This is a genomic window from Pseudarthrobacter arbutini, assembly GCF_054510915.1.
This window is the reverse complement of record NZ_JBTNDQ010000002.1, coordinates 347,310-363,217: the sequence shown is the minus strand read 5'-3', so window position 1 is coordinate 363,217 and position 15,908 is coordinate 347,310. Positions and strand designations below refer to the sequence as shown.

The following is a 15,908-nucleotide window of genomic DNA, read 5'->3' as shown; positions in this document are numbered from 1 at the left end:
CCTTAGGCGAAGGCGCTTTGTCCGGTGACATCGCGGCCGATCAATAGGGTCTGAATGCTTTGCGTGCCTTCGTAGGTATGGATGGATTCGATGTCGAGAAGGTGCCGGATCACGTGGTTTTCCAGCAGGATGCCATTGCCGCCCAACATGTCGCGGGCAATGGATGCCAGCTCGCGGGCCTTGCGGGTGTTGTGGTACTTCGCCATCGAGGCCTGGGTGGGGCGCATCTCGCCGGCCGCATCAAGCCCCGCCAGGTGGAAACAGTGCAGCTGCATGCTGGTCAGCTCCGAGAGCATGTACGCCAGTCGCTCCTGGACAAGTTGGAACTTTGCCAGCGGCTTGCCGAACTGTGTCCGCTGCGTGGCGTAGTTCAATGCGGCTTCGTAGACGGCGGTGGCGTGGCCGAGGGCGGACCAAGCCACCCCCAGGCGCGTGGCAACAAGGATTTCGGACGTGTCTTTGAATGTGCGGGCACCGGGGAGAAGATTGGCCTTTGGAATGCGGACGTTGTTGAGCTGGATCCGGGCCTGGTGGATTGCGCGTAGCGAGGCCTTTCCGGTGATGGTTTCGGCCTCGTAACCTTCCCGGTTCTGTTCCACCAGGAAACCGCGGACATCGCCGTCGTCATCGCGTGCCCAGACCACCGTGACATCGCCTACGGAGCCGTTGCCGATCCACTTCTTCTCGCCATTGAGGACGTAGTCCTCCCCGTCGAGCGAGGCGGTGGTTTCCAATGCCACGGAATCGGAGCCGTGGTCCGGTTCCGTCAGGGCGAAGGCGCCGAGCTTTTCGCCGCGGGCCAGCGGACCGAGCCAGTTCCTGCGCTGGGTGTCGGAGCCAAAAAGGGCAATCGTCCGCAGTACCAGGCCGCCCTGGACTGCGATGACCGTGCCCAGCGAACCGTCCCCGCGGGAGACCTCCATGTTGACCAGGCCGGCGGCCAGTGCGGACATGGGCTCCAGGCCCTGTACGTCAATGCCATCGGCCAGGAGGTTCATGGTGCCCATCCGCTTGGCCAGGTGGGCGGGGAACTCGGCCCGTTCCCAGTAGTCGTTCATCTGCGGCAGGGCCTCCGCGGTGAAATCCCGGGCACGCCTCCATGCTTCGCGGTCGGGTGCGGAAATGTTGGCGAAGACGGAGTAGTAGTCCGTGTCCAGCGGTTCAGCGACGTCATAGTCGGGCATGGGTTTGCATCCTTTTTTGGAGAGGAATTGAAGAATGACGCGGAGGTGGCGGCGCTTGTTTGAGGCGGGCCGTGCGGCCCTGGCTATCCGGCGAAGCCGGACCCGGGGTGGAAATCCCTACCCCACACACGCCGGGAGGCGCCGCTTTGGTCTAGCAGCGGGGTGAGGCCTCCCTGATGCTGGGGGAAGTTGGCGCCGAGCAGCATGCACAAATCCACTTCCGCCGGACCGGCCACCACCTTTTCGGCGAGCATCAGGCCCACCTCCTCGGCCAGGGCGTCAAGTATCCCTGCCCTGATGGCCGCCGCGTCCGGTGAACCTCCGGCTTCGGCAGCCGGCAGCAGGACGGCCGCCTCGGGAAGCACCGTGCCGGACTTAGTGAGGTAGCCGCGCAGCCTAGCATCCGCAATGGCTGCGAGGCTGGTGCTGACATAAAACCGGTCAGGGTAGGCGGCGTGCATGGTCTCGCAGATGTGCAACTGGACCGCGGGTCCGATGAAACCCAGCAGCGTCAGCGGGGTCATGGGTAGCCCGTGCGGGTCCAGGGCATGGTCCGCCAGTTCGATATCCGTCCCGTCATCAATGACCTGCAGCAGTTCGCAGAACAGCCGGGTCAGGATCCGGTTCACGACAAAGCCCGGCGTGTCCGTTACCAGGACCGCAGTCTTGCCCAGAAGCCGGGCAAGCGAACAAGCGGTGGCGACGCTGACGTCGTCGTTGCTTTCAGTGCTGATGATTTCCACGAGCGGCAGCATAGCCACCGGATTGAAGAAATGCAGTCCCACCAGGCGTTCCGGATGGGCCAGGCCGTGACCCATCGCCGTCACGGAAAGGGACGACGTATTCGTCAGGAGCAGCGCATCAGTGCGCAGCAGGGGCTCGATCTCCGCGAAGACGGCGCGTTTGACGGCCAACTCCTCGAACACCGCCTCGATGACCACATCGCAGTCCCGGTACTCGCGCTTATCCACGGTGCCGCGGACAAGACTTCCCAGGTCGCGGGCCGCCGTTTCGCTGAGTTGCCCCCGGCTTACCAGCTTCTCCAAGTGCCCGGCGATCCAGCCAAGCGCGCCATCCACCTTTGCCTGGGAAAGATCCGTGATCAGGACCGGAACGCCGAGCTGTTTGGCAAGAACAAGGGCAAGCTGGCTCGCCATGAGCCCGGCCCCGATTACGCCAACGCTTCGGACTGGGCGCGGATCGGCGCTGGGTGCGCCCGCCGGCCGCTGCCGTTGAGTGTCCAGTAGGGCCGCGGCATACGTCTGCGCCGATTTTCCGGGTGACTTGCAGGCGTCGACGGCAGCGCCCGTGAGTGAGCCAGTTTCTACGACATTGTCAGGAACCATGTCACCGTTCTACAGTGAAACTGAGTGTCAAGTCAACTGATACTCAGTATCAAAGAAGGTGATTGTGGCTTTGGAACGGCTGGGTTGGCGCGATGATCTCCGAGATAATTCCTTTTCTGTGCGCCTCAATTCGGCTGATGTCGCAGTAGGGCGAGACTAAATCGGGGCTATGCGAGACAATGGGAACGGCGGCCGCCACGCGCCACAGTGAGAGCAGTCACATTGGCCGGACGTCTGTTCAGCCGGTGTGGACTGTAAGTCTCAATGAGGAGGAACGATGGGTAACGAAGCCGAAACTCCGGAAGCAGCGGACCCCGTGGACTTTAAGAAAGTCCAGTCGACCAAGCGGTTCCAGGAACTTCGCAAACGCCACCGTAGCTTTGTCTTTCCCATGGCCATTGCATTCCTGCTCTGGTATTTCGCATACGTCCTGCTGGCTGATTATGCCGCCGGATTCATGTCCATCAAGGTCTGGGGAAACATCAACATCGGGCTCATCATGGGCCTTCTTCAGTTTGTTTCCACCTTCGCCATTACGGGCTGGTATGTCAGCTACTCCAACCGGAAACTGGACCCCATCGCCGCCGAAATCCGCCACGAAATCGAAGGCCACGAGTTCGACCAATCCGGCAACCGAGTGGACGGATCGGCGAAATGAGAGGGACCCGGTTCCTGTGAGAAGCCGTGTCTTACGGCTTGAGAGGCGGAATCCCGGCTTTTCCGGGGGTCTGCCCTTTCGCCTTGGAGCCCTTCCATAGATGATGGGAGCGGTGGCTGCTTTCGGCATGCAGCACCAAGACGGGGCAGTCCGCGTGGGCAACACACGCAGAGCTCACGGAGCCGAGGTGCATGCCAAGGAAACCCCCATGGCCCCGGCGTCCAACCACCAGCAATGAAGTGCCGGCCGCCGCTTCCACGAGCTTCGCCGCAGCCGGTCCCCGGACCAGTTGCGAGGTCAGTCTTTCCGGAGTCTCCTCACCGAACGCCTTTTCCAAGGCGTCCGCAAGAGTCTTCGCCGCAGCCGCTTCAAACCGGGCGAAATCGGGCGGAACATATCCGGCGTAAATCTCCGGAAAATCCCAACAGGCAATAGCGACAATGGTGGCGTTCAGGGCCGGCGCCAGCTGTGCCCCCAGACGGAGCGCCTGGATGGACGATTCCGAACCGTCCACACCGACAAGAACCTTGGCTTCCGCATCCATGATCATTCTCCTTCGAAGGTGAATCCCTTGGTTGTTCCTAGTCTGCAGCTCCCATTAGCGGTGGCTGTGTGCCGAGCATATGCGCACCCGCAGGCGAACGGAACTGCCTACGGATGATTCTCGGGTCTGTCCGGGAATCTGATGCTATTTAGGTCCAATCACCGAAGTAGCCGCATGGGCTAAAGCAGTGTCCACGGGTCCGTCCAAACCGTGTAACCACTCGCCTTATCGACAAATTCGCGGGAGCAAGAGCCTTGAGCTGCTATCCAGAGACCGGATGAGTCGGGCATGACATCTTCGACCATGCCCCGTCGGTGAAGGTCATTGTCGAGATGAACGTCCACCACCCTTCCGGCCAGGGATTCCCATTCATCCGTGCGGCGCATCCCTGGGATTGCAACGCGCCTGTTAATCATTCTGTGTACGTCCTAAGTAGGGCCGGGTTCAATTCCTGCTGGCGTTGTGCGTGGGTGAGGAGTCCGTCCGTGCCCGGGCGGCTGGCTTCAGCTACGCGTTTTTGAGGGTTGGGTGGGGCTATTTTTTCAGTGATTGGGCGATCTGGGTCATGACGGTGGTGTCGGCCAGGGTGGTGGCGTCCCCCGTGTCGCGGCCTTCGGCGATGTCCTTGAGGAGGCGGCGGACGATCTTGCCGGAGCGGGTTTTGGGCAGTTCCGGGACCACTAGGATGGTTTTTGGCTTGGCGATGGGCCCGATTTCCTTGCCGACGTGGTTGCGGAGTTCGGCGATGGTGGCGTCTCCATTGTTGACGGCGTCGCCGCGGAGGATCACGAACGCGACGACGGCCTGGCCGGTGGTCTCGTCGGCGGCGCCTACAACGGCGGCTTCGGCCACGGAGGGGTGGCTGACCAGGGCGGATTCGATTTCGGTGGTGGAGAGCCGGTGCCCGGAGATGTTCATAACGTCGTCCACGCGGCCCAGGAGCCAGATGTCGCCGTCTTCGTCCTTCTTGGCGCCGTCGCCGGCGAAGTACATGCCTTCGAAGCGGGACCAGTAGGTTTCCTTGAACCGCTCGGGGTCGCCCCAGATGCCGCGGAGCATGGCGGGCCAGGGTTCACGGATCACCAGGAAGCCGCCGTGGCCGTTGGGCACGGATTCGCCCTGTTCATCGACGACGTCCACCGCGATGCCGGGCAGCGGGACCTGCGCCGAGCCGGGTTTCGTGGCGGTGACGCCGGGCAGCGGGGCGATCATCTGGGCACCGGTCTCGGTCTGCCACCAGGTGTCCACGATCGGTGCCTTGTTGCCGCCGATGACGTCCCGGTACCACATCCACGCCTCGGGGTTGATGGATTCGCCCACGGAACCCAGAACCCGGAGGGAGGACAGATCGTACTTGTCGGAGATGTCCCGGCCCCACTTCATAAACGTCCGGATGGCCGTGGGCGCGGTGTACAGGATGGAGACCTTGTACTTCTCGATGATCTCCCACCAGCGGCCCTGGTGCGGCGAATCAGGGGTTCCTTCGTACATGACCTGGGTGGCGCCGTTGATGAGCGGGGCGTAGGCGACGTACGTGTGGCCGGTGACCCAGCCGACGTCGGCCGTGCACCAGTACACATCCGTCTCAGGGTGCAGGTCGAAGACGGCCTTGTGGGTGTAGGCGCCCTGGGTGAGGTAGCCGCCGGTGGTGTGCAGGATGCCCTTGGGCTTGCCCGTGGTGCCGGAGGTGTACAGGATGAACAGCGGGTGCTCGGAGTCGTGGCCCACCGCCTTGTGCTTCGGGGAAGCGGCTTCGACGGTATCGGCCCACCAGTGGTCCCGGCCTTCGTGCCAGTCCACGTTCTGGCCGTTGCGCTTGACCACCACAACGTTCTGAACCGTGTGCCCGTTGACGGAGAGAGCGTCGTCCACGGCAGACTTCAGCGCGCTGGGCTTGCCGCGGCGGTAGGTGCCGTCCGCGGTGACCACGAGCTTGGCTTCGGCGTCCTCGATCCGGGAGCGCAGGGCGTCCGCGGAGAAGCCACCGAACACTACCGAGTGCACGGCACCGATACGGGCGCAGGCCAACAGCGTGATGACGGCTTCGGGGATCATGGGCAGATAGACGGCCACACGGTCACCTTTGCCAACGCCGAGGGACTCAGAGGCGTTCGCGGCCTTCTTGACCTCTTCGGTGAGCTGGGCGTAGGTGTAGGTGCGGGTGTCGCCGGGTTCGCCCTCGAAGTAGATGGCCACCCGGTCCCCGAGGCCGTTCTCCACGTGCCGGTCCAAGGCGTTGTACGCGGCGTTGACTTCGCCGCCCACAAACCACTTGGCGAACGGCGGGTTGGACCAGTCCAGCGCCTGGCCGAAGTCTTTGGACCAGGTGAGCAGTTCACGGGCCTTCTTCGCCCAGAACGCCGGGCGGCCGGCGTCGGCCTCGGCATAATCAGCGGCGGTGACAACGGCGTCGGCAGCGAACTCCGCCGACGGCGCGAACTGGCGGTTCTCATGGAGCAGGTTTTCAAACGCATCGCCCTGCTGTGCCTGGTCGGAGGATGTCGCGGTGGGGGCGTTGGACATAAGTAAACCTCTTTGCTTTCTCTGCTATGTGCTGCGTTGGAAATGTGCTCTTTACCCACAAAAGAAGGGTGGTCCGGACCCTGCGGACCCGCCCCACACAAATCCATGCGGGAACGTGGGCGATGGAGCTGAGTTTCCGCCCGCCGGGCCGCGGCCCGTCTCTCGGGGTGCCTGTTGCGAAGGCGTCGCCGACCGGCGGACGGAAGTTTCAGACGGCCAGGGTCTCCGGTTCCTGGGATCCGTCGAGGTACCGGGCGTACGCCGGAACTGTGAGGAAGGCAGGGAACCCTGGGCCGAGGGTGACTTCGTCGAAGATGTCGCGGGCGTCGGCGAAGCGGTCGCCTTCGAAGCGTTCGAGTTTCGTGTATTCCTCGTCGAGCATGTTTTCCACCCAGTCGTGGGTGATGATTTCGTCGTGGTCGGTGATGGCGTGGGAGTAGATCCACTGCCACAGTTGCGAGCGGGAGATCTCCGCGGTGGCGGCGTCCTCCATCAGGTTGTGGATGGCGACGGCGCCGTTGCCGCGGAGCCAGGATTCGATGTAGCGGATGCCCACTTCGATGTTGTTCCGGATGCCCTGTTCGGTGATGGTCCCGGTGGTGGCGGCGATGTCCAACAATGCCCGGTCGTCGGGGGTGACGTCCTCGCGGAGGCGGTCCAGCTGATTCGGGCGGTCGCCGAGGACGCCGTCGAACACTTCGCGGCAGACCGGAACCAGGTCCGGGTGCGCCACCCAGGAACCGTCAAAGCCGTCGCCGGCCTCCCGGGTTTTGTCTGCGCGGACTTTCTCGAACGCGGTCGCGTTGGCTTGTTCGTCCTTGCGGTTGGGGACGGCTGCGGCCATGCCGCCGATGGCCATGGCGCCGCGTTTGTGGCAGGCGCGCACGAGCTGTTCGGTGTAGGCGCGCATGAACGGTTGGGTCATGGTGACCTGGCTGCGGTCCGGCAGGACGAAGCGGGGGCCGCGGGTGCGGAAGTTCTTGATGAGGGAGAAGATGTAGTCCCAGCGGCCGGCGTTAAGGCCCGAGGCGTGGTCGCGGAGTTCGAAGAGGATTTCTTCCATCTCGAAGGAGGCGGTGATGGTCTCGATCAGCACGGTGGCGCGGATGGTGCCCTGCGGGATGCCCAGCAGGTCCTGGGCAAGGATGAAGATGTCGTTCCAGAGCCGTGCTTCGAGCCGGTTTTCGATCTTGGGCAGGTAGAAGTACGGGCCTTTGCCCTGGGCCAGGAGGCGGCGGGCGTTGTGGAAGAAGTACAGCCCGAAGTCCACGATGCCGCCGGCAACGGGTGTCGCGTTGATGAGCATGTGCTTTTCGGGCAGGTGCCAGCCGCGGGGGCGGACCACGATGGTGGGCAGGTCCTCGGCGGGACGGAGTTTGTAGTCCTTGCCTTCGGGGGAGGTGAAGTCGATCCGGCGTTCGAGGGCGTCGGTGAGGTTCAGCTGGCCCTGGATGACGTTGCGCCAGGACGGGGTGGAGGAGTCTTCCATGTCCGCGAGCCAGACCTTGGCGCCGGAGTTCAGGGCATTGATGGTCATCTTCTTGTCCACGGGGCCGGTGATTTCGACGCGGCGGTCTTCCAAGCCGGGGGCCGGGGGTGCGACGCGCCACTCGGGATCGTTGCGGATCCACGCGGTTTCGGGGAGGAAACGCGGGTCCTGGCCCTGGCGGATCTCGGTGCGCCGGTCACGGCGGGCCTGCATCAGCTCCTGAAGACGGGGCGCCGCTGCCTCGTGCAGCCGGGCCACGAAGGCCAGCGCATCCGGAGTGAGGACCTCGCCCTGGCGCTGGATGGGCCGGGCAGTCAACGTAACGCCGTTGATCGTGAAGTTGTCAGTGAAGCTGTTCATCTCAATCTCTCCTCGGATAAGCAAGTGTTCGATGGCGGGCGCGGTTTGGGGCCGAAAAAGGCAATCCTCCGCGTGCTATTCCCCATCCCCGCCTTGGGCCTCGCAGAGCTCGGCCGGGCGGGGACAGGGCCCCTTTTACGCACGCTTCCGGATCACCTTTCCCAGCCCCCGGGGGCCTTGGCACCATGGGTGCCAGCCGCCGTCGGGCCTTCCGGCGACCGGCCTGGGGATTAGTGGAACTGATCTGCTTCGGTGGAACCGTTCAGGGCCAGTGTGGATGCGTTCGGGTTGAGCGCGGTTGCAATGTCGTCGAAGTAGCCGGTGCCGACTTCGCGCTGGTGCTTGGTCGCGGTGTAGCCGCGGGATTCGGAGGCGAATTCCTTTTCCTGAAGTTTGACGTAGGCGCTCATGCCGTCGCGGGCGTAACCGTGGGCGAGATCGAACATCGAGTAGTTCAGGGCGTGGAAGCCGGCCAGGGTGATGAACTGGAACGTGAAGCCCATGGCGCCGAGTTCACGCTGGAACTTCGCGATGGTGGCGTCGTCCAGGTGCTTGCGCCAGTTGAACGACGGCGAGCAGTTGTAGGAGAGCATCTGGTCCGGGAAGTCGGCCTTGACGGCTTCGGCGAACTTGCGGGCCAGCTCCAGGTCCGGGGTGCCCGTTTCCATCCAGATGAGGTCGGAGTACGGGGCGTAGGCCTTGGCGCGGGCGATGCAGGGTTCGATGCCGTTGCGGACCTTGTAGAAGCCTTCCGGGGTGCGTTCGCCGGTGACGAATTCCTGGTCGCGGGGATCGACGTCGGAGGTGATCAGGGTGGCTGCCTCGGCGTCGGTGCGGGCGATGACCACCGAGGGGGTGCCGGCGACGTCGGCGGCCAGGCGTGCGGCGTTCAGCGTGCGGACGTGCTGCTGGGTGGGGATGAGGACCTTGCCGCCGAGGTGGCCGCACTTCTTCTCCGAGGCGAGCTGGTCTTCCCAGTGCACACCTGACGCGCCGGCCTGGATCATGGATTTCATGAGCTCGTAGGCGTTCAGCGGGCCGCCGAAGCCAGCCTCGGCGTCGGCAACGATCGGCACCATCCAGTCCTCAACCGTCTGGATCCCTTCGGAGAATTCGATCTGGTCCGCACGCAGGAGGGCGTTGTTGATGCGGCGGACCACTGTCGGAACCGAGTTGGCCGGGTAGAGCGACTGGTCCGGGTAGGTGTGGCCGGAGTTGTTGGCGTCCGCGGCGACCTGCCAGCCCGAGAGGTAGATGGCGCGAAGGCCAGCCTTGACCTGCTGCACGGCCTGGTTGCCGGTCAGGGCGCCCAGGGCGTTGGTGTACCCACCGGTCTTGTGCTCTTCGGTCAGCTGCTTCCACAGCTTTTCGGATCCGCGGCGGGCCAGCGTGTGCTCTTCGGAGACACGGCCGCGGAGCTTGACGACGTCCGAGGCCTTGTAGTCACGGGTCACACCTTCCCAGCGGGGGCTGGCGGCCCACTCAAGCTCCAGGGCGGCGGCCTGCTCTTCGGGCGTCTGATGGGTGGGCTCAAATGCTGCAGTCATCTTTGTCTCCTTGGTTGTGCCCGGGCCCGCCCTTTCCTGCGGCGTGCAGGTTGGGTTGGCTGATCCGGTACGGTGTTGCACGGCTTTTCAGCCGTAGGACGTCCGTGGCAAATGAATTGCTCCGGACGCATTCCCTGCTGGCGGCGGGGGCCCGAAGGTAACTCCGTGACCCCGCCGGCGCCGGCGCCTGAGATTGGTCAGTACTTGATAACGACGCGGCCGTCGATCTTGGCGTGCTTCATCTCGTCAAGAACGACGTTGACTTCGGAGAGCTCCCGGGTGGACACCGTGGGGTGGATCTTGCCCTCCGCGTAGAATTCGAGGGCTTCCTCCAGGTCCTGCCGGGTCCCCACGATCGAGCCGCGGACGGTCAGGCCCTTGAGCACAATCTCGAAGATCGGTGCCGGGAAGTCGCCCGGCGGCAGGCCGTTGAACACAATCGTCCCGCCCCGGCGGGCCATGCCGATCGCCTGGCCAAAAGCAGACGGGTGTACTGCGGTGACCAGGACTCCATGGCAACCTCCGGTTTCACGTTGGATGACTTCGACGGGATCTTCGTGCAGCGCGTTGACGGTAAGCTCGGCGCCGTGCTTCTTGGCCAGGGCGAGTTTGTCGTCCGCGATGTCCACAGCGGCGACGCGCAGTCCCATGGCAACCGCGTACTGGACGGCAATGTGCCCCAGTCCGCCGATACCGGAGATGGTGACCCACTGTCCGGGCCTGGCCTCGGTCATTTTCAGGCCCTTGTAGACCGTGACGCCGGCGCAAAGCACCGGGGCCACTTCAACGGGGTCCGAGCCCGCCGGGATACGGGCGGCAAAGCGCGTGTCCACGAGCATGTACTCCCCGAAGGAACCGTCCACACTGTAGCCGGCGTTCTTCTGTACCTCGCAGAGTGTCTCCCAGCCGGTGCGGCAGTACTGGCAGTCGCCGCAGGCGGACCAGAGCCAGGCGTTGCCGACGAGGTCGCCGACAGCAAGGTCGGTGACACCCTCGCCCAGGGCAACCACTTCGCCCACGCCTTCGTGGCCGGGGATGAACGGCGGTGACGGCTTGACCGGCCAGTCGCCCTCAGCCGCGTGGAGGTCTGTGTGGCAGACGCCGGTGGTGATGACCTTGACCAGCGCCTCACCCCGGCCCGGCGTGGGAATGGGGAGGGTCTGGATCTGGAGATCCTTGCCGAATTCGGTTACTACTGCTGCTTGCATCGTCGTCATTGTCGATATTCCTTGCGTCGTTTGTGCGTGGAGCAAATAGTGCGGGGAATGAAATTTTGGAGACGGGCCGGAAGAAGCCGGCTTGTCTTCCGAGTGGCTGCTGGCCACAAGGTATTCCCTGGCCTCCTGATGGTGGCCCGGCATCAGGAGTGGATTTCACATCCGATGCCGGAGGACTTGTAGCCGCCGAACGCCGCACCGGCCGGGTAAGCATGGTGGGACTGGCAGATGTGTCGGGCGTGGATAGCCCGCCGCCGTTCCGTTCCGCGGGCTTGGAACGTGAGCGGGGCCGTGTCGTGGTTTGCCGTGCGAAGAAAATCGTCGCTGGCTCCCGCGATGAGCGGGACGATGGCCGTGCCTTCAGAATAGGCGCGGCAGGGTTGCAGTCAGGTTGCAGCCCTGTGAGTCAACTCACTTGCGCCGGCGTGTTCCAAGTTCGGATTCCAGACGCTCGATATCAGCGACCACCGCAGCCCCCTTGGGCGAACGCGGCGGCAGCAGCCTCGACGCCGCTCTGCGAACACCAAGGTCATCTTTCGCCTCCGGGCAGGTCGGCGTACTGCAGCAGGGCTTCCGAGCTGCCGTCCGCGAGGAGTGCCTCCCGCAGGAGTGTGGAAACACGATCCCCAAGCTCCACAGCGCCCGGAACCTCGGAGTGAGGAAGCACTGGACCGCGATAGATTTCCAAAGCGACCCGGTGCGCCCCGCGCTGGAGGCAGCCGAGAACCTGGCCCGCGTCCGGCAGCACGTCTATGGTCAGTCTGTAGGGCCGGGATTCCGGTACAGCGGCAGGGTTGAAGAGCTGAAGGACTTTCCTCAACCGGACCATCTCCGACCGAAGGGTCATGGCTGAAACCTCCCCGAACAGCAGGCTGCACAATTTCTCAGCGCTCAGCCCGTCCGGATGGATGCTCAGCAGGGCCAGCATCTCACTGTACGGGGCCCTCAGTCGTTAACGGCGACTGGAAGGATTTCGGGCGCCGGATACTTGCCGCGAGTCGGTCGAACGGCCCGTCAGCGACCGTGTTCCTGCAGGTCTTTTGCCTCCTACGAGTGGGAGCACTCACTCCGGTCATTCGGCTGTCGGCGGATCGGACCATGGAATGGCTGAAGGGAGGTGGAATTGCTGTGACGACACCAGAGACCAAGAGTGGCGCGCGGCCTACACAGGAATCCGCAGCGAGCTCGGGCATGACCCGTTTGCCGTCACGCGTGGACCCTTCCAGCCGGAATGTCTTTGTCAGGACAAAGAACAACCGCACCCCCTCGATGCGGGGTGCGGTAGTCGGCGTAAGGCCTTTGATCCGGAGAATTGGGGGTGTGGACAGTGTCCACACTTTGCTGCTCGGACTGGGCCGTACATCGGTCGGATCGGGCCGAATTGCGCATGTTTCCAGGAGTTCTCAGTGTTTGCAAGGGCTGGAGTCCGGTTCGAGTCCCACCTCGGGCACGTGTTTTCCCCGTTAAGGGGCTTGTGGGCCTCTGAATGTGGACAAATGTTCACATATGGGCCCCTTTGAACTGGGCCCCTTCGGGGGCCTTTCTTGTTGGTGGCCGTTCCTGTGGCCGGGTGCTTCCTTCCTACATGCGGACGATGATTTGCTTCTAACTACCTCATTTGCAGAGCGTTGCTGGAGCTACATGACGTGGTCGGAGTCGGAGAGCGTGCCAGAGTCTTCCGTCGGCGCAGAGTCCGGTGATGCAGAGCTCGGGACCGGTGTCCTGGCGCCGTGGATGACAATCACCGGGGTGCCTTCGCCGACCACCGTGGCGTGGATCTGGATGTCCTGGACTGGGAGGGCCGTGGTTGTTGCCTTCATGGCAGCCTCCTTCATAGGTGTATAGGAAGAGAATGCACCTGTGGCGGTCAGGACGGATCGGGGAAATCCCTATTCCGTGCCCCTGATCTGGGCTGTAGCAGGGATTGTCAGAGTGCCACCTTGAAGAGTCGCATCCATTGACGAATGATGCGCACAGTCACGTGGACTGTTCGCCACCGTGACGGTCCGGGGTGCTTGGAAAGACAGGAGCCTGATCCAATCGGGCTGGTACTCCTGCAGATGTACTTCCGGCAGTGCAGTGGCGGTCTCCTGGACAACTATGGCGGCCTCCAGTTCGGCGAGCTTGGCGCCGAGGCAGCGGTGGATGCCGGAGCCAAAAACAAGGCCATAGCCGGTGGATTGACCGCGCCGGACCGCCTCCGAAGGCATGGACTGGCTCACGAGTGCGGCCGGTGACGTGATGTGGTTTCCGCTCAGTTCGAGGAGAATTTCGGTGCCGGCAGGGATCAGGCCGCCGTCGAGGTTCGTGTCGTGGGCTGCCACGCGGCGCCAGGTGGGGACGGATGATTCGGTGGCGAGCACGTGCCGGACCATGGTCCTGGAGCCTGTTGCGGTGGCCGCGTGGTTCCAGCCCACGGGCGCGGACCCCTCCAGGAGGCGGAACAGGGTGGTGCTGATCAGCTGAGTGGTTGTTTCCTGTCCGGCGATCAGCAGGAAGTAGCCGAGCGAGCAGATTTCAGGCGTGGACAGGCCGTGCTCGGCCAAGGATTTGAACAGGTTGCGTCCTGGAGCCTTTCTGGATTCCGCCACGAGCTTGCGCAGCCAGACGTAGAAATCGGCGGCGCTGTGGGCCAGTTCGAGTTGCCGTTGCTCGTCGGGCCAGCCCCAGAACAGCTCCATGGAGTCAAGGCCCCAGCGCTTGAGGGCCGCAAGATCCCGAACGGGCAGCCCGAGGAGTTCGAGCATGACGACTGCCGGGGGAAACGCCGCCACCGTCTGCACGAGGTCCAGGTCGCCGGAAGACTCGAGATGCTCCGCGGCGTTCCTCGCCGCTTCCTGGGCCAGTTCCCGAATCCGCGGCTCCATGGCGGCGACCGTGGCCGGCGTGAAGAAGCCCGCTACGACCTTGCGGATTCTGGAATGTGTGTCCGTGTCGTTGCTGGCCAGCACGGCTGGCAAGGCAAAGCGCACGCGCTGCAGCACACGCAGGGCGGGCCCTTCCAGAGGCGTGACCGCGACCAGAGCATTCGCGGGGCTGAAGTCGACAGGCCGGTGCAGCACGTCACGGACCATTTCCGGGTCACGCACCACGAGGTACGGGCAGCGGGCGTGACCGGAGCTTTCCATCTGTCCTCTGGTTTCCGTCCGTCCCGGGCTTTCCACCCGCGGCTCCGCGGCTCCGGCGGTCGACAACCCCGGGTTCATGCGGGCAGGCCTTTTAGCCAGGCAGCTGCTCCGGCACGGAAATCCGCAGGGGACACTTCCGAGGCCTGCTCGGGGAGGGCGCCGAGAAAGGGCACCCGCAGCGTTCCGAGTACCTGCCTGTTGCTGTGATGTACGAAGTCAGGGTTGTGTGGCCAGCTGCCGAGCACGACGCCGATAACTTGCAGGTCCCGCGCGTCCAGCGCTTCGAGCGTCAGGGCGGTGTGGTTCAGGGTCCCGAGTGCAGGCCGGGCGACGAGCACAAATGGCGCCGCCAGGAGCGATCCGAGGTCTGCCAGGGTGCCGCCGTCGGAATCCAGCTCCACCAGCAGGCCGCCTGCGCCTTCCACCAGGACGTGATCATGGGACGCGGCGAGCTCGCGGACCCTCTCGGCGTGCGCAGCAACCGGGGGGAGCGGTGTGCCGTCGAGGGCGGCAGCGGCGACGGGAGCCAGCGGCTGCTGCAGGACGACTCCGGGTTCAGCTGTCACGGCGCCGGCGAGCCGGACAATTTCGGCCGCGTCGGAATCGCCGTCGGCGGCGCCTGACTGGCACGGTTTGTACACCGCGACGCTGCGCCCCTTTCCGTGGAGGACGGCGGCGAGGGCCGCCGTCGTGATGGTCTTTCCGACGCCGGTGTCCGTACCGGTGATCAGGATGATGCCGGGCAGGTTCATGGAAGTTCCTCCAAAATGCCGCGCAACTCTGCGCAGCTGTCTTCGATTTCCTTGGGGGTGAGGGTGGCGCGGGCGGTGAGCCGCAGTCGTGAAATTCCGTCCGGAACGGACGGTGGGCGGAAGCAGCCGATCCGGACGCCAGCGGTGCGCGCGGCCTGGGCAGCTGCCAGGGCTGATGCGGCGGACGGCATGGCGATGGACTGGACGGCCCCCGCTGACTGCCCGACGGCGGCGCCGCGGGATGCGAGGGCTGGGGCGAGCCCGGCGGCCAGCGCCGCAGCGTTGCTTCGCACGGATCTGGCCCGCCATGGCTCGTCCTGGATGATCCGCACCGCGGCGAGGGCCGCGGCGGCGGAGGCCGGTGCCAGGCCGGTGTCGAAGATGAAGCTCCGGGCCCGGTTGACGAGGTGCTCCCGCAGCAGGGCGGATCCCAGGACGGCGCCGCCCTGGCTGCCCAGGGCCTTGGACAACGTCGCGGTCACGATCACGTTCGGATGCCCGGCCAGGGCTGTACCGGCCACCGCGCCGCGGCCCTGAAAGTTGCCGGTGCCGGTGACTCCGAGGCTGTGGGCCTCATCGATGAGCAGCACGGCGTCATGTTCCTCGGCCAATGCCAGCAGAACAGCGAGCGGGGCTTCATCGCCCAGGACGCTGTAGAGGGATTCGACGGCGATCAGCGCGCGCGGCTCCTGCCGGTCAGCGAGCAGCCGGCCGGCGTCCTCCACGCTGTTGTGGGTGAACGATTCGGTACGGGAGCGGCTGAGCCGGAAACCGTCGATCATCGAGGCGTGACAGTGCTCATCCGCGACGATCAGGGTCCCCGGGCCGCCGAGCGCCGTGATCACGCCGATGTTTGCCAGATAGCCGGAGGAGAACACCAGTGCCGTTTCCGTCCCGGCCAGCATGGCCAGTTCCTGCTCGAGATCCAGATGCAGCTGTGTGGTTCCGGCGACCAAGCGCGAGGACGTGGCACCCGCGCCCCACAGCGACGCGGCCGCCGCAGCTGCCCCGGCAACCCGCGGGTCCGCCGCGAGGCCCAGATAGTCGTTGCTGGCAAGGTCGATGAACTGTTCATCCGCGGCGCGGGGGAGCGGGCGGCGGATCAGGCCCCGGCGGTCCCGGACTGCGGCCTGCCGCTCAAGCCACTGGATCATCGAGGT

The 15,908-nt window shown here is 64.6% G+C and carries 12 protein-coding genes and 1 pseudogene; 1 reads left to right on the top strand and 12 read right to left on the bottom strand.

The annotated features are described in order from the left end of the window. Nucleotides 1-2: 2 nt before the first annotated feature. A complete protein-coding gene (locus ACX80V_RS03790; RefSeq protein ID WP_485842013.1) occupies nt 3-1,184 on the bottom strand; it encodes an acyl-CoA dehydrogenase family protein in 1,182 nt (393 codons plus the stop codon). Nucleotides 1,185-1,267: 83 nt separating this feature from the next. Beyond that, nucleotides 1,268-2,530, bottom strand: a complete 1,263-nt coding sequence (locus tag ACX80V_RS03785) for a 3-hydroxyacyl-CoA dehydrogenase family protein (RefSeq protein ID WP_485842012.1) — start codon at nt 2,528-2,530, stop codon at nt 1,268-1,270. Nucleotides 2,531-2,807: 277 nt separating this feature from the next. Here ACX80V_RS03785 and ACX80V_RS03780 point away from each other — a divergent pair, with 277 nt between their 5' ends. After that, nucleotides 2,808-3,188: a DUF485 domain-containing protein gene (locus ACX80V_RS03780; protein WP_485842011.1), complete on the top strand. Its 381-nt coding sequence runs from the start codon at nt 2,808-2,810 to the stop codon at nt 3,186-3,188. A 31-nt stretch (nt 3,189-3,219) separates the two neighbouring features. On the opposite strand, the gene ACX80V_RS03775 is transcribed toward ACX80V_RS03780, so the two are convergent. From ACX80V_RS03775 to ACX80V_RS03730, 10 genes and pseudogenes are all read right to left on the bottom strand, one after another. Next, a complete protein-coding gene (locus tag ACX80V_RS03775) occupies nt 3,220-3,732 on the bottom strand; it encodes a universal stress protein (protein ID WP_485842010.1) in 513 nt (170 codons plus the stop codon). Between the two features lie 534 nt (nt 3,733-4,266). Beyond that, nucleotides 4,267-6,255 (bottom strand): acetate--CoA ligase, encoded by a 1,989-nt coding sequence (acs, locus tag ACX80V_RS03770; protein WP_485842009.1) that lies wholly within the window; start codon nt 6,253-6,255, stop codon nt 4,267-4,269. A gap of 208 nt (nt 6,256-6,463) precedes the next feature. Next, nucleotides 6,464-8,104, bottom strand: coding sequence for a malate synthase A (gene aceB / locus ACX80V_RS03765; protein ID WP_485842008.1), 1,641 nt, complete (start codon nt 8,102-8,104; stop codon nt 6,464-6,466). Between the two features lie 230 nt (nt 8,105-8,334). Next, the gene (aceA, locus tag ACX80V_RS03760) at nt 8,335-9,651 is read right to left on the bottom strand and encodes an isocitrate lyase (protein WP_485842007.1); all 1,317 of its coding nucleotides are present in this window, start codon (nt 9,649-9,651) and stop codon (nt 8,335-8,337) included. Nucleotides 9,652-9,848: 197 nt separating this feature from the next. Continuing rightward, nucleotides 9,849-10,859 (bottom strand): alcohol dehydrogenase AdhP, encoded by a 1,011-nt coding sequence (adhP, locus tag ACX80V_RS03755; RefSeq protein WP_485842060.1) that lies wholly within the window; start codon nt 10,857-10,859, stop codon nt 9,849-9,851. 420 nt (nt 10,860-11,279) lie between these two features. Beyond that, a pseudogene (locus ACX80V_RS03750) lies at nt 11,280-11,817 on the bottom strand (transcriptional regulator); the annotation flags it as partial. Between the two features lie 688 nt (nt 11,818-12,505). Next, nucleotides 12,506-12,688, bottom strand: coding sequence for a hypothetical protein (locus tag ACX80V_RS03745; protein ID WP_485842006.1), 183 nt, complete (start codon nt 12,686-12,688; stop codon nt 12,506-12,508). 69 nt (nt 12,689-12,757) lie between these two features. Continuing rightward, nucleotides 12,758-13,996 carry a cytochrome P450 family protein gene (locus ACX80V_RS03740; protein ID WP_485842005.1) on the bottom strand — a complete coding sequence of 413 codons (1,239 nt, stop codon included), beginning with the start codon at nt 13,994-13,996 and terminating at the stop codon, nt 12,758-12,760. A 74-nt stretch (nt 13,997-14,070) separates the two neighbouring features. Continuing rightward, the gene (bioD, locus tag ACX80V_RS03735) at nt 14,071-14,748 is read right to left on the bottom strand and encodes a dethiobiotin synthase (RefSeq protein ID WP_485842004.1); all 678 of its coding nucleotides are present in this window, start codon (nt 14,746-14,748) and stop codon (nt 14,071-14,073) included. Further along, nucleotides 14,745-15,902: an 8-amino-7-oxononanoate synthase gene (locus ACX80V_RS03730; protein WP_485842059.1), complete on the bottom strand. Its 1,158-nt coding sequence runs from the start codon at nt 15,900-15,902 to the stop codon at nt 14,745-14,747. The genes bioD and ACX80V_RS03730 overlap by 4 nt, the downstream gene beginning before the upstream one ends. Nucleotides 15,903-15,908 lie beyond the last annotated feature (6 nt).

Coding starts and splice junctions, on each gene's coding strand:
- ACX80V_RS03790 (WP_485842013.1), bottom strand. CDS start 1,184: ATGCCCGACTATGACGTCGCTGAACCGCTGGACACGGACTACTACTCC.
- ACX80V_RS03785 (WP_485842012.1), bottom strand. CDS start 2,530: ATGGTTCCTGACAATGTCGTAGAAACTGGCTCACTCACGGGCGCTGCC.
- ACX80V_RS03780 (WP_485842011.1), top strand. CDS start 2,808: ATGGGTAACGAAGCCGAAACTCCGGAAGCAGCGGACCCCGTGGACTTT.
- ACX80V_RS03775 (WP_485842010.1), bottom strand. CDS start 3,732: ATGGATGCGGAAGCCAAGGTTCTTGTCGGTGTGGACGGTTCGGAATCG.
- acs (WP_485842009.1), bottom strand. CDS start 6,255: ATGTCCAACGCCCCCACCGCGACATCCTCCGACCAGGCACAGCAGGGC.
- aceB (WP_485842008.1), bottom strand. CDS start 8,104: ATGAACAGCTTCACTGACAACTTCACGATCAACGGCGTTACGTTGACT.
- aceA (WP_485842007.1), bottom strand. CDS start 9,651: ATGACTGCAGCATTTGAGCCCACCCATCAGACGCCCGAAGAGCAGGCC.
- adhP (WP_485842060.1), bottom strand. CDS start 10,859: ATGCAAGCAGCAGTAGTAACCGAATTCGGCAAGGATCTCCAGATCCAG.
- ACX80V_RS03745 (WP_485842006.1), bottom strand. CDS start 12,688: ATGAAGGCAACAACCACGGCCCTCCCAGTCCAGGACATCCAGATCCAC.
- ACX80V_RS03740 (WP_485842005.1), bottom strand. CDS start 13,996: ATGGAAAGCTCCGGTCACGCCCGCTGCCCGTACCTCGTGGTGCGTGAC.
- bioD (WP_485842004.1), bottom strand. CDS start 14,748: ATGAACCTGCCCGGCATCATCCTGATCACCGGTACGGACACCGGCGTC.
- ACX80V_RS03730 (WP_485842059.1), bottom strand. CDS start 15,902: ATGATCCAGTGGCTTGAGCGGCAGGCCGCAGTCCGGGACCGCCGGGGC.